This is a genomic window from Mesorhizobium sp. M7A.F.Ca.AU.001.01.1.1 (assembly GCF_004022735.1).
Classification (GTDB): domain Bacteria; phylum Pseudomonadota; class Alphaproteobacteria; order Rhizobiales; family Rhizobiaceae; genus Mesorhizobium; species Mesorhizobium ciceri.
The window spans coordinates 1-12,551 of record NZ_RZPF01000094.1 but is presented as its reverse complement, the minus strand read 5'-3'; the positions used below and the strand labels follow the sequence as shown (position 1 = coordinate 12,551).

The window sequence follows — 12,551 nt, the reverse complement described above, 5'->3', positions numbered from 1 at the left end:
GGTGACGGGCGGGGCCAGGCGGATCGGCAGGGCGATCGTCGAGGATCTCGCCGCGCACGGTTTTGCCGTCGCCATCCATTGCAACCGCTCGCGCAGCGAGGCCGATGCGTTGGCTGCCGAAATCATCGCCGGAGGTGGCCGCGCCGCAGTGGTCGCCGCCGACCTGACCGATATGGACGCCATCGATGACCTTATCGGCGAGGCGCAAGCAGCGCTCGGGCCGCTCTCGCTGCTGGTCAACAACGCGTCGCTGTTCGAGGACGATTCGGTTCTGGATTTCGACTGGCGGGCCTGGGACCGGCACTTTGCCGTCCATGTGAAAGCGCCCGCGCTCCTGGCGCAGAATTTCGCCCGGGCACTACCGGCAGGGCAGGAGGGCCTGATCGTCAACATGATAGACCAGCGCGTCTGGCGGCCGACGCCGCGCTACTTCTCCTATGCACTGTCCAAATCGACGCTGTGGACAGCCACCCAGATGATGGCGCAAGCGCTCGGTCCCCGCGTCCGCGTCAATGCCATCGGCCCGGGGCCGACATTGAAGAACGCGCGTCAGGACGACAGCGATTTTGCAGCCCAAGTCGATGGCTTGATCCTCAAGCGCGGCCCGGAATTGCCGGAATTCGGCGCCACTATCCGCTATCTCTGGGAAGCGCGCTCGGTCACCGGCCAGATGATCGCGCTTGATGGCGGCCAGCATCTTGCGTGGCAGACGCCCGATGTGACAGGCATGACGGAATGAGTCCTGTAGACCACAAAAGCAAGCCGCGCGGCGGCACCGACGATCTGCCCCCCGATATCGACCTCGAGGACGAGGCGGTCGAGGAAATCGTTGAAACCGTCGGTCCCGATGTCGCCTTCACCGCCATCGACTGGACGCCGCATGCCGGCGACGCGGAAGGCATGATCGGCGCCGAGGTGATCCAGACGCTGGTCAAGCGGCTGCCCAACGCGCCCGGCGTCTACCGCATGATGAACGCTGCCGGCGATGTGCTCTATGTCGGCAAGGCACGCAGCCTGAAGAAGCGCGTCACCAACTACGCGCAAGGCCGCTTCCACACCACCCGCATCGGCCGCATGGTGCGCGAAACGTCGACGATGGAGTTCGTCGTCACCCGCACCGAGATCGAAGCGCTGCTGCTCGAAGCCAATCTTATCAAGCGCTTGCGGCCGCGATTCAACGTCCTGATGCGCGACGACAAGTCGTTTCCCTATATCCTCTTGACCGGCGACCATGTCTCGCCGGGCATCTACAAGCATCGCGGCGCGCGCTCGCGCAAAGGCGATTATTTCGGTCCCTTTGCTTCGGCCGGTGCCGTTGGCCGCACCATCAACTCGCTGCAGCGCGCCTTTCTGCTGCGCAGTTGCACCAACTCGTTCTACGAGAACCGCACGCGGCCATGCCTGCTTTATCAGATCAAGCGCTGCGCCGGTCCCTGCACCGGCGAGGTCTCGCACCAGGACTATGCCGAGCTGGTCAATGAGGCGAAGGACTTCTTGTCCGGCCGCAGCCAGAAGGTGAAGACGGAAATCTCGGCCGCCATGCAGCAAGCGTCGGAAGCTCTCGATTTCGAGCGCGCCGCGATCTATCGCGACCGGTTGGCGGCCCTGTCGCATGTGCAGAGCCACCAGGGCATCAATCCGGCGACCGTCGACGAAGCCGATGTCTTCGCCATCCATCAGGAAGGCGGCCAGGTCTGTATCCAGGTGTTCTTTTTCCGCACCGGCCAGAACTGGGGCAACCGCGCCTATTTCCCCAAGGCCGATCCGGCGTTGGAAGCAGCCGAGGTGCTGGGCTCGTTCCTGGCGCAGTTCTATGACGACAAGCCGACGCCGCGGAACATTCTTCTGTCGCATGGCGTCGAGGATCAGGAATTGCTGGCCGAGGCGCTCTCCACCCGCGCCGGCCGCAAGGTCGCAATCTCCGTGCCGCAGCGCGGCGAGAAGAAGGACCTGACCGACAACGCTTTGCAGAATGCCCGCGAAGCGCTCGGACGCCGGCTGGCTGAAACCTCCACCCAGGGACGCCTGCTTGCCGGTTTCGCCGAGACATTCGGCCTGCCGAAGCCGCCAGTGCGCATCGAGGTCTACGACAATTCGCACATCATGGGCACCAATGCCGTCGGCGCCATGGTCGTTGCCGGACCGGAGGGGTTCGTGAAGAACCAGTACCGGAAATTCAACATCCGCTCGACCGAGATCACGCCTGGCGACGATTTCGGCATGATGCGCGAGGTGATGGAACGGCGGTTTTCGCGGTTGCTCAAGGAGCATGGCGATGTCCCGGCTGGGGATGCAGCCGACGGTTCGGCAGACGATATGGAGGACGATATCTCCGGCAGCTTCCCGGCCTGGCCCGATGTCATCCTGATCGACGGTGGCCAGGGCCAGATGACCGCGGTGCGCAAGATCCTCGCCGATCTCGGCATCGAGGACCGCGTGGTTGCCATCGGCATCGCCAAGGGCCAGGACCGCGATGCCGGCCGCGAGCGGTTCTTCGTCAAAGGCAGGGACTCGTTTTCCCTACCGGTCCGCGACCCCGTGCTCTATTTCGTCCAGCGGCTGCGCGATGAGGTTCACCGTTTCGCGATCGGCTCGCATCGGGCTCGCCGCAAGAAGGAAATGGTCAAGAGCCCACTTGATGAGATCAGCGGCATCGGTCCCGGCCGCAAGCGGGCATTGCTGCTGGCATTCGGCACCGCCAAGGCGGTCAGCCGCGCGGCCATCGAGGATCTGCGGAAAGTCGACGGGATTTCCGAGCAGGTGGCGAAACTGGTCTACAATCACTTCCACGAGAGTTGAAAAATCTGGCACTTTCATCTGGCCTGTCGAATCTGGCCTGTTGACCCCCCACATTCGCTTCTGATTTGAGTAGGCAGGCAGAAAGAGTTTCCCGGATATGGCCAAGCGCGCGTTCAACCTGCCCAACATGCTCACCTACGCCCGCATCGTCGCGGTGCCGATGGTGGTGCTGTGCTTTTTTCTCGAAGGACATCTGAAGTCGAGCGACTTTGCCCGGTGGTCGGCGCTGATCATCTTCCTGCTCGCCTCGATCACCGATTATCTGGATGGCTATCTGGCGCGCGCCTGGCAACAGACCTCCAACATCGGCAAGATGCTCGACCCGATCGCTGACAAGCTGCTGGTCGCCACCTGCCTGCTGCTGCTGGCTGCGGACACCGATCGCCATGCGGGCATTGCCGGCTGGTCGTTGTGGGCGGCGATCATCATCCTGTGCCGCGAAATCCTCGTCTCGGGCCTGCGCGAATATCTGGCGGCGCTGAAAGTCTCGGTGCCGGTGACGCAGCTGGCAAAATGGAAGACCGCCATCCAGATGGTCGCCATAGCGTTCCTCTTGGCCGGACCGGCCGGCGACAAGATCTTTCCGCTGACCACCCAGACCGGGCTGGTGCTGCTGTGGATCGCGGCGTTGGTCACACTCTACACCGGCTACGACTATTTCCGCGCCGGCCTCAAGCACATCATGGACGAGTGAGATGACGACCCGGCTCATCTATTTTGCCTGGGTGCGCGAGCGCATCGGCATGCCCGAGGAAGACGTCGACTTGCCGGCTGGCATCGAGACGGTCGCCGATCTCCTGCGCTGGCTGAAATCGCGCGGCGAGGGCTACGAGCACGCGCTGCAATATCCTGACGTCATCCGTGTCGCTATCAACCAGGAGCATGTCGAGCACCGCGAGAAGATCGCGGGCGCCCGCGAAATCGCGCTGTTCCCGCCGATGACCGGGGGCTGAAATGACCGGCGGGATCATACCTGTCGTGCGCATTCAGCGCCAAGATTTTGACGTCGCGGCCGAAATCGCCAGACTGACGCAAGGCCGCGCCGATATCGGCGCCGTGGTGAGCTTCTCAGGCCTTTGCCGCGACGAGCAGGGCGCGCTCTCAGCGCTCGAGCTCGAACACTATCCCGGTATGGCCGAAGCAGAAATCGCCCGCATCGCTGCTGAAGCGGTCGAGCGTTGGCCGTTGCAGGGGCTCACCGCCATCCACCGCCACGGGAAGATCGCGCCCGGCGAGAGCATCGTGCTGGTGGTGGCAGCCTCCGCGCACCGCCATGCGGCGTTCGAGGCGGCGAATTTTCTCATGGACTATCTCAAATCGCGCGCGCCCTTCTGGAAGAAGGAGCATCGGGCTGACGGCTCGGAGGGTGGCTGGGTCGAGGCCAAGGAAGCCGATGCAACGGCCGCGCAACGCTGGAAAGCGTCCGAATAAGATCCGCCGCAGCCATGCATTGACCGCAATCCTTTGGCCAATTGGCGGAATTGGTCAGCCTGGGCATTGGCAACCCGTGGCATTGGCAGCCCAGGGCATTGGCAGCCCGGGGTGAGGGAGATGGTCATGCTGGACAGGATCGCGGAGTTCTTCATCTTCGGTTTCGTGCCTCTGGTCGTCGGCATATTGGCCGTTCCTGAGCAGTCTGTTGCCGCCGAAAAGGCAGTGAGAGGCGAAGTGATCTATCGCGAGCGCATTGCCTTGCCGCCCAGTGCCGTGCTCTCTGTGCAACTTGCCGATGTGTCGCTGGCCGATGCGCCGGCCACCATTATCGGCGAGCAGAAAGTGAAGCCGACCGGCCAGGTGCCGATCAGCTTCGAGATCAAATTCGACCCTTCCGTCATCCGGTCGCAGATGACTTACGCGTTGCAAGCCCGCATCACCGTCGACGACAAGCTCCTGTTCATCTCCGATATGCGCCATCAGGTCGATCCGCTGACCGACGTGCCGCAGACCATCATGCTGAAGATGGTCGCCCCGAACGCCGAGCCGACGGTTTCGGTCTTCGACCAGCTCTGGCTGGTCGACTATGTCGACGGCATCGGCGTCATCGCTGCCCCGCAAGCGACATTCAGGGTCAGCGAGGCCGGCAAGGCGGGCGGCAGCGGCCCCTGCAACACCTATTTCGCCACCGCCAAGGTCAATGGGCAAACGATCGTGATCGGAGACATCGGTTCGACCTACAAGGCCTGTGCGCCAGAGGTGATGGCCGAGGAAAAGGCGCTGTTCGATGCGCTGGCCAAGGCGGCGTCATACCGCGTCGAGGCCGGCAAGCTCATCATATCAGGCAAGGATGGCCGCGAGATCCTGCGCTTTAGCGCGGCGAGCTGACCCCCAACGAAAAAGGCCGGCGAAACGCCGGCCTTCTTTTTACGGAATCCAAGGTCTGGATCGTCGGCTCAGCCGACGATCTCGGTGTCCGAGAACCAGTACTTGATCTCTTCTGCCGCGGTCTCCGGTGCGTCGGAGCCGTGCACGGAGTTTTCGCCGATCGACAGCGCATGAACCTTGCGGATGGTGCCTTCGGCGGCGTTGGCCGGGTTCGTGGCGCCCATCACTTCGCGGTTCCTGGCAATGGCGTTCTCGCCTTCCAGCACCTGGACGACGGTCGGTGCCGACGACATGAATTCAACCAATTCGCCGAAGAAAGGACGGTCCTTGTGGACGGCATAGAAGCCTTCCGCTTCGCGGCGGCTCATCCAGACCCGGCGCGAGGCGATGACACGCAGGCCTGCCTCTTCCAGCATCCTGGTGATGGCGCCGGTGAGATTGCGCCGGGTTGCGTCCGGCTTGATCATGGAAAATGTGCGTTCGAGCGCCATGGGTCGTCCTTGTCTGAGAATGGAATTGAGAGTGGCGGGCTCTATACAAGCCGCCCGGCCCATTGCCAAGGGCCCCCGATCAGACGGCTGCACAGCAACGCTTTGCTTGCTATAGTCGCGTGCCGGCGCCGCGCTGAGGTCGGGCCGTATGGAGACAACATGACCATGACAGACGATCGTCAGGAACGCATTCGCAACCGTGCGCACCAGATCTGGCTGCAAGAGGGCCAGCCGGCTGGACATCATGAGCGCCATTGGCATCAGGCGGCGGCGGATGTCGACCAGGAGGACGCCACGGACAAGTCGGCAGCCAAAAAGCCAACCAAGAAGGCAGCTGGCGCCGCCAAGCCAAAAGCCGCCCCCAAGGAGGCAAAGGCTGCCACGAAGGCCGGCAAGCCAAAGAAGGCGGCCAAGTAAGTTACTGCTTTACGGCGTCAAGCCGCGGCGGCGACCTTTCGCCCCAGCCCGCCATGCAGGTCGAGGCAGCGGGCGAACCACTGCGCCACCACGTCGCCGTCGTCGAGCAATTGGTAGGGCGAGGCTATGCGCGCCCATTGCAAGGCGCCGAAGACGATATAGTCGCCAAACAGCGGCGCCGCGCCGCCGATGAACGGCTGATAGAAGAGCATCGAGCGCAATGGCTCCAGCGAGGCTCTGAAAGTGCCGAGCCCGGCCTCCCTGGCGGCCGTCACCTCCTCCAGCCTCTTGCCAAGACGCTGCTCCCGGCTTTGGCGGAAATAGACGGCGTTTTCCGCGTCCTGCATGGCATGAAGGTCCATGATGGCCGCGGTGGTCACGTAGGGATGAATGGTCACTTGCGACCAGCGTTCGATGAAGCGCGCCATCGCCTCGCCGCCTTCACCGCCAAACAGCGTCGGCCGGTCCGGATAGGCTTCATCGAGATAGAGCGCGATGGCGAAAGAATCCGCGAGGACTGTCTCGCCGTCGCGGATCACCGGAACGGTTTTCGAAACGCCGCCCTCGACAGCGGGCACCTCGAGAAAGCGCGTCGGTACGGTTGATATGTCGAGCCCCTTGTGGGCAAGCGCCATCGCCACCTTCCAGCAATGCGGGCTGAACGGACGTGTGCTGTCGCGTCCGACGAGATCATAAAGCAGAATGGTCATTGGCGGCGGCTCCCGTGCGGGTTAGGTAGGCCCCGCATCGACGCGAGCCGAGGGAAGCCATGAGACAGCATTTCATGATGTTTGCGGCCTATAATCAATGGGCCAACGGTCGCATCTATGATGCCGCCGCCGAACTCGATGATGAGGAATTCAACCGCGATGTCGGCGCCTTCTTCGGCTCGATGATGGGCACGCTCAACCACCTTTTGACTGCCGACCGCATCTGGATGAAGCGCTTCACCGGGGAGGGCGACGCGCCGACGACACTGGACGCTATCCTGCATCGGGGGTTGACCGGCCTGCGGGCGGCGCGTGAAGCCGAGGACAGGCGGATCATCGATTGGGTCGGCGGCCTCAATGACAAGGCGTTGACGGGCCGGTTCACCTACATGACCGTCTCGGACATGCGCATTCGCAAAGGCTGGCGCCGGCGCTGGACCATGTCTTCAACCACCAGACCCACCATCGCGGCCAGGCGCATACGATCTTGACCATCCTGGGACGGCCAAGCCTGGGGTTGGACCTGATGCTTTTCCAGCGGACCGAGGAGGGCAGGGCTTTCGCCTGATCCGGTGGCGTTTGCGTAGTCAGTCCGAAGGTTGTGCCGGCCGTCGCTGCATTTTGTGCTGCAGCATCGTCTTTGCATCAGTAGGCACCGGATGGATTCAGGCAGCCGTCGAAGCCTCGCCCCTGATTTCGTTGTCCAACTGGGACTGGGTCAGGGCCGCTTCCGCCATGACCCACTGCTTGAACAACTGGACCTTGCGTGCGGCAAGGCCTTTCAGCGGAGAGACAAAATACCAGCCAGCCGTGTTCGGATGATGGAGGCGAAGGGAGCCACCAGCCTTTCGGCGCGGATGTCGCTGGCCATATAGGCACGGTTGGCCACCGCAAAGCCCATCCCGGAATTGGCTGCCTCGTAGGACATCATGCACGAGTCGAAATAGATGCTCTTGGTCTCGCTGAGCACGAAGCTGGCGCCGGCGAAACCAAGCCAGGACTGCCAATTCTGGGTGCAGGTGTCGGAATGCAGCAGGGTGAAGTGCTTGAGGTCGTCCGGTGTCACCTTCGACAGCCGCTTGTCGCCGAGGACTTCGTGGAACAGCTTGCGGCTGCACACCGGTGTCAGGTCTTCGCGAAACAGCAGATCGGACTGCAGCCCGTGAAAGTGACCGTCGCCATAACGGATTTCGAGATCGAATTCCGAGGCCGTGAACTCATGCGTCGCGTACGAAGTCGAGACCCGCATCACGATATCGGGATATTGCTGCTGGAACAGCGGCAGGCGCGGAAACAGCCAGCGTGCCGCAAAGGTCGGCAGCACCGATATTTTTAGCACATGCTCCTGCGATTGTCCGGTCGCTTCCATGCTGGCGGCCACGATTCGCTCCAGCGCCTCGCGAACGCGCGAGACATAGGTCTCGCCCTCCGGCGTCAACGACACCGCATTGCCGCCGCGCTGGAAAATCTTGAAACGAAGCTGATCCTCCAGGCTTTTCACGCGCTGGCTGACCGCTGAAGCGGTAATAAACTGTTCTTCACCGGCGCGCGTGAAATTCCCGTGCCGCGCAGCACTTTCGACGATTTTCAGCGAATTGAGGTTGACCTGACTGAGCAGACGCACGGTTTCGACCTTAAGCTTGGCTTACACTAGCACCAGCATTCCTAATTTTACAGGGGTGGGTGAATTAATCGACTGTTTACCAAGTGTTGCCCCCATCCTGGAGAAGTACAATGAACGCCCACACCATTCCCGAACTGCGTTATGCGATGAGCCGCGAAGCCATTATCGGCCATGAAACCGCCTGGAAAGTGTCGAGTTTCGGTGTCGCGCAATATCTGCACGGCTATGACCCGGCACTGCTTGCCGCGATCGAGGAGGCTGCCCTGAAGCTCAAGGCCAGCCATGCCGTGCACAAGCACCTCGATCTGACCTTCATCACCGGGGCCGACCGTTACATCCCCGAGATCAGGGAATTGCTGCATGACAAGCTGCGCCTGGAGCGGCTGTCCGACATGATGGGCACCAAGCTGGAGCCCTATCCGCTGTCGATCGTCGGCTCGACGGTCACCTTCATGAATCCAGGGACGGCGCCGTGGAGTGGCATTGCGATGGCGTTCCGGTCACCGAGCTCATTCCGCTGTCGATCAGCAATCCGCTGGTCGGCGGCCACCTCGAAATCTATTGCGACGACTCCGAAACCGGCCGCGCCATTCTCGAATCCGGCCGCGAGATCCCGCGCAACAGTGTCATGCGCATCGATCACAAGATGAACTACGCGACGCTCGGCCAGTTCCTGGGCGTCCTGCATCGCACCGCGCCGATCCGGTTCGGCGAGCGCGTCACGCTGGTGCTCAACCAGCGCTCGGTGGCCAAACCCTATGTCGACGACAACAGAATGTTCTATCTCGCCGCCGACAATGACCACGACCGTGAGTGGGTCAGCGAACTGGCCGAAGATGTCTGGACCAACCAGCTCCCGGCCTACCGTCGGTTCGAGGCGGAGCATCCCGTGCCCGCCGCCGTCGATGCTCCGGTTCCGGGCGGAGCCAGGGAATCATGATAGTGAACCATGATCCCGAAAAGTCGGAACCGGTTTTCGGACAGGATCATGGTCGAACAGCAAAATAGAATCCCATGCCGATTGTTTCGGCAGGGATCCGGCTCGATATCCGCGTTGGTCTTCGCTGCCGGTGCGGTGGCGTTGTGGTCCACCAATGCCCTGGTCGGCAAATCCCTGCTGACCGGCCACCCGGTGTCGCAGGTCCAGTTCCTGCAATTTGCAGGCGCTGCACTCGTCTTCGCCGCCATCCGATTGATGAGCCGGGCCATCCGATTGATGAGCCGGGAAAGAGTAGCACCGGTCACGGCCGGGGCGGCGCTCATCTCTCTCGCGGTCGGCTTCATCGGCCTGGTCGGCACCATGGTGCTGCAATACATCGCCTTCGCTTCGATGCCGGTGATCGAGGCCAATCTGGTCGCCTACACCTGGCCGTTGATGGTCGCGGCGGCAGTCATTGCCTTGGAAAATCCGCGGCGTCCGGCACTGTTGGGTCTCGCCGCGGTGGTAGGCTTCATCGGCGTCGCGCTGGTGATTTCGGGAGGGCGCAACCAATCCTGGCTCGACGGCGATCTGGTCGGGTATCTCGCCGCATTCGGGTCGGCGCTGTGCATGGCCTTCTATTCGATCATGGTGGGACGGGTCGCCACCCCAGCCGATCGCCTGTTGCTGCCCTCATCGTTGATCGGCGTCGCTTTGACGTTTCTGTGGTGCGCTCGCGACGGTTTCACCTGGCCCATCGGCGCGGACCTGGCTCTCGGCCTTTATCTCGGCGCCGGTCCGATGGGCTTGGGCTACTATTTCTGGTCGCGCGCCTTGAAGCTTGAAGGCAGCGGCAGGGTCGCGGTGGTCGCCTATCTCACGCCGATCGCCTCGACCCTGCTTTTGACCTTGTCCGGCGAACGGCTGACGGTGACGGCCATTGTCGGAGCCATTCTCGTCATCGGCAGTTGTGTCGCGGTCGGTGTGGAACGTTCGGAGGCCGAAAACCATGTTTGACGAGAATGAGCGTCTGGCCATTCAGGAAGCGCATTGGCTGATCGACGAATTCGGCGTCGAGGCACCGCTTTACGCCGCGATGAGGGCCGAAAAGGCGATAGAACAAAAGGATTTGGCGCGCTGCGCCCGCTGGAAGCGTATTCTGGAGATATTGGACGAAAGTCCTGCCGCTAAGTCTGCTGGTTCCAAGTATTAGATTTTCTAATTTGCACGGCGTCGATTTCGCATGAATGCTATTTTGGCCGATTCTTCATTCTTTTATGAGACTTGGCGGTCCGTTGGGGGACGCGGTTAAAGAGATACATCGACACAAGTCTTCGCTGGGGTGGAGGATTTTGTCGCAAATAAGGTGAAAGAATTGTCAAATATCGATGATAAGACCGTTATCGAGCTGACGGCCGATATTGTCTCGGCCTATGTAGGCAACAATCCCCTTCCGGCTTCCGGCCTGCCTGAGTTGATTGCCAGCGTCAGTGCTTCGGTTCGCAAGCTCGCTGGTGCAGTTGTCGCGGAAACTCCAAACCTGGTTCCGGCAGTCAATCCGAAGAAGTCGGTGTTTCCCGACTACATCATCTGCCTTGAGGACGGAAAGAAGTTCAAGTCGCTCAAGCGGCATCTGCGGACCGACTACGGCCTAAGCCCGGACGACTATCGGGCCAAATGGGGCTTGCCGCCGGACTATCCGATGGTTGCGCCGAACTACTCGGCGACGCGATCGGCGCTGGCAAAGTCGACGGGACTTGGCCGCAAGCCGGCAGCAGCGCCGGCCGCTGTCGCCAAGGCAACGAAGCGCAAGGCGACTGCCTGAGAGCAGGCAAGCCACCGTTCGGCTGCTTTGACGGCGCCCTCGCGGGCGTCGTTTCGAGGCCTTGTGCGGCCAACTGGCCCGCAAGGCCTTGCGAAGCGTTGATGTCCGGTGCAAAAGCGCGGCCATGCTGATCATCAACGACCTATCGCTCCGCATGGCCGGACGCCTGCTTCTCGACCATGCCTCGCTGACCTTGCCAGCCGGCACCAAAGCCGGCCTCGTCGGCCGCAACGGTACCGGCAAGACGACGCTGTTCAAGGCCATTACCGGCGATTTCCCGTCCGAGACAGGCTCGATCAGCCTGCCGAAGAGCACCCGCATCGGCCAGGTGGCGCAGGAAGCGCCAGGCACCGAGGATGCGCTGATCGAGATCGTGCTCAAGGCCGATCTCGAACGCACGGCGTTGCTCGAAGAGGAAAAGACGGCGACCGATCCGCACCGCATCGCCGACATCCATATGCGGCTGGCCGACATCGACGCGCACTCAGCCGAATCCCGCGCCGCCACCATTCTCGCCGGCCTCGGCTTCGATGACGCTGCGCAACGGCGTCCGGCCTCCTCCTTTTCCGGCGGCTGGCGCATGCGCGTGGCGCTCGCCGCGGTGCTGTTTGCCGAGCCCGATCTGCTGCTGCTCGACGAGCCGACCAACTATCTCGATCTTGAAGGCACGCTGTGGTTGGAAAACTACGTGTCGAAATATCCGCACACCGTGCTTTTGATCTCGCACGACCGCGACCTGCTCAACCGCGCCGTCAACTCGATCGTTCACCTCGACCAGAAGAAGCTGACCTTCTGGCGCGGCGGCTACGACCAGTTCGAGCGTCAATACACCGAACAGAAGGAATTGCAGGAGAAGGGCCGCGTCAAGCAGGAAGCCGCGCGTAAGCACATGGAATCCTTCGTCGAACGGTTCCGCGCCAAGGCCTCCAAGGCGAGACAGGCACAGTCGCGCATCAAGGCACTGGAAAAGATGAAGCCGATCGCGGCCCTGGTGAACGACTCGGTGCGGCCGTTCTCCTTCCCCGAGCCGGTGAAGACGGTGGCCTCGCCGATCGTGGCGCTGAACAACGTCAATGTCGGCTACACCGAGGAGCAGCCGATCCTTAAGAAGATGACGCTGCGCATCGACGCCGACGACCGCATCGCGCTGCTCGGCGCCAACGGCAACGGCAAGTCGACCTTCGCCAAACTGCTGTCCGGCCGGTTGAAGCAGGAGAGCGGCACCATGACGGTGGCGCCCGGGCTGAAGGTGGCGATCTTCGCTCAGCATCAGCTCGACGATCTGCGGCCGGACGAAAACGCCTACGAGCATGTCCGCCGGTTGATGCCGGAGGCGCCGGAATCGAAGGTGCGCGGCCGCGTCGCCCAGTTCGGCCTCACGACCGAGAAAATGAACACCGCCGCCAAGGATCTTTCGGGCGGCGAGAAGGCGCGGCTGCTGATG

General features: G+C 62.2%; 16 protein-coding genes and 1 pseudogene. 14 read left to right on the top strand and 3 right to left on the bottom strand.

The features are described from left to right. The first annotated feature begins 1 nt into the window (after position 1). The 6 genes from EN884_RS08475 (at position 2) to EN884_RS08450 (ending at position 5,121) form a co-directional block, all read left to right on the top strand. Positions 2-739, top strand: a complete 738-nt coding sequence (locus tag EN884_RS08475) for an SDR family oxidoreductase (protein WP_245491914.1) — start codon at positions 2-4, stop codon at positions 737-739. Further along, entirely contained in the window at positions 736-2,799 is a 2,064-nt protein-coding gene (gene uvrC / locus EN884_RS08470) for an excinuclease ABC subunit UvrC (RefSeq protein WP_013532481.1), read from the top strand. Before EN884_RS08475 ends, uvrC begins: the two co-directional genes overlap by 4 nt. A gap of 97 nt (positions 2,800-2,896) precedes the next feature. Next, entirely contained in the window at positions 2,897-3,493 is a 597-nt protein-coding gene (pgsA, locus tag EN884_RS08465) for a CDP-diacylglycerol--glycerol-3-phosphate 3-phosphatidyltransferase (RefSeq protein WP_013532480.1), read from the top strand. Position 3,494: 1 nt separating this feature from the next. Beyond that, the gene (gene moaD / locus EN884_RS08460) at positions 3,495-3,752 is read left to right on the top strand and encodes a molybdopterin converting factor subunit 1 (protein ID WP_013532479.1); all 258 of its coding nucleotides are present in this window, start codon (positions 3,495-3,497) and stop codon (positions 3,750-3,752) included. A 1-nt stretch (position 3,753) separates the two neighbouring features. Beyond that, positions 3,754-4,230, top strand: a complete 477-nt coding sequence (locus tag EN884_RS08455) for a molybdenum cofactor biosynthesis protein MoaE (protein WP_013532478.1) — start codon at positions 3,754-3,756, stop codon at positions 4,228-4,230. A 126-nt stretch (positions 4,231-4,356) separates the two neighbouring features. Then, positions 4,357-5,121 carry a YbaY family lipoprotein gene (locus EN884_RS08450; protein WP_013532477.1) on the top strand — a complete coding sequence of 255 codons (765 nt, stop codon included), beginning with the start codon at positions 4,357-4,359 and terminating at the stop codon, positions 5,119-5,121. A 68-nt stretch (positions 5,122-5,189) separates the two neighbouring features. On the opposite strand, the gene ndk is transcribed toward EN884_RS08450, so the two are convergent. Continuing rightward, a complete protein-coding gene (ndk, locus tag EN884_RS08445; RefSeq protein WP_013532476.1) occupies positions 5,190-5,612 on the bottom strand; it encodes a nucleoside-diphosphate kinase in 423 nt (140 codons plus the stop codon). 159 nt (positions 5,613-5,771) lie between these two features. Here ndk and EN884_RS08440 point away from each other — a divergent pair, with 159 nt between their 5' ends. After that, positions 5,772-6,029 (top strand): DUF2934 domain-containing protein, encoded by a 258-nt coding sequence (locus EN884_RS08440; protein ID WP_013532475.1) that lies wholly within the window; start codon positions 5,772-5,774, stop codon positions 6,027-6,029. Positions 6,030-6,046: 17 nt separating this feature from the next. Here EN884_RS08440 and EN884_RS08435 read toward each other — a convergent pair whose 3' ends face one another. After that, on the bottom strand, positions 6,047-6,739 hold the full coding sequence (locus tag EN884_RS08435) for a glutathione S-transferase family protein (protein ID WP_013532474.1): 693 nt from the start codon (positions 6,737-6,739) through the stop codon (positions 6,047-6,049). A gap of 59 nt (positions 6,740-6,798) precedes the next feature. Here EN884_RS08435 and EN884_RS08430 point away from each other — a divergent pair. Continuing rightward, positions 6,799-7,307: pseudogene (locus tag EN884_RS08430) on the top strand (DinB family protein). 213 nt (positions 7,308-7,520) lie between these two features. Here the strand turns inward: EN884_RS08430 and EN884_RS08425 are convergent. Continuing rightward, a complete protein-coding gene (locus EN884_RS08425) occupies positions 7,521-8,363 on the bottom strand; it encodes a LysR substrate-binding domain-containing protein (protein ID WP_245491913.1) in 843 nt (280 codons plus the stop codon). Between the two features lie 110 nt (positions 8,364-8,473). Here EN884_RS08425 and EN884_RS08420 point away from each other — a divergent pair, with 110 nt between their 5' ends. The 6 genes from EN884_RS08420 to EN884_RS08395 all read left to right on the top strand — a co-directional run. After that, the gene (locus tag EN884_RS08420) at positions 8,474-9,013 is read left to right on the top strand and encodes a hypothetical protein (protein WP_013532471.1); all 540 of its coding nucleotides are present in this window, start codon (positions 8,474-8,476) and stop codon (positions 9,011-9,013) included. Further along, on the top strand, positions 8,992-9,303 hold the full coding sequence (locus EN884_RS39430; RefSeq protein WP_244514285.1) for a hypothetical protein: 312 nt from the start codon (positions 8,992-8,994) through the stop codon (positions 9,301-9,303). The genes EN884_RS08420 and EN884_RS39430 overlap by 22 nt, the downstream gene beginning before the upstream one ends. A gap of 114 nt (positions 9,304-9,417) precedes the next feature. Continuing rightward, entirely contained in the window at positions 9,418-10,299 is an 882-nt protein-coding gene (locus EN884_RS08410) for a DMT family transporter (protein WP_244514286.1), read from the top strand. After that, complete coding sequence (locus EN884_RS08405; protein WP_013532468.1) at positions 10,292-10,495, top strand: hypothetical protein; 204 nt, start codon at positions 10,292-10,294, stop codon at positions 10,493-10,495. The genes EN884_RS08410 and EN884_RS08405 overlap by 8 nt, the downstream gene beginning before the upstream one ends. A gap of 162 nt (positions 10,496-10,657) precedes the next feature. Further along, positions 10,658-11,107: a MucR family transcriptional regulator gene (locus tag EN884_RS08400; RefSeq protein ID WP_013532467.1), complete on the top strand. Its 450-nt coding sequence runs from the start codon at positions 10,658-10,660 to the stop codon at positions 11,105-11,107. Positions 11,108-11,231: 124 nt separating this feature from the next. Beyond that, on the top strand, positions 11,232-12,551 hold a 1,320-nt coding region (locus EN884_RS08395; RefSeq protein WP_164894951.1), incomplete at its 3' end, for an ABC-F family ATP-binding cassette domain-containing protein.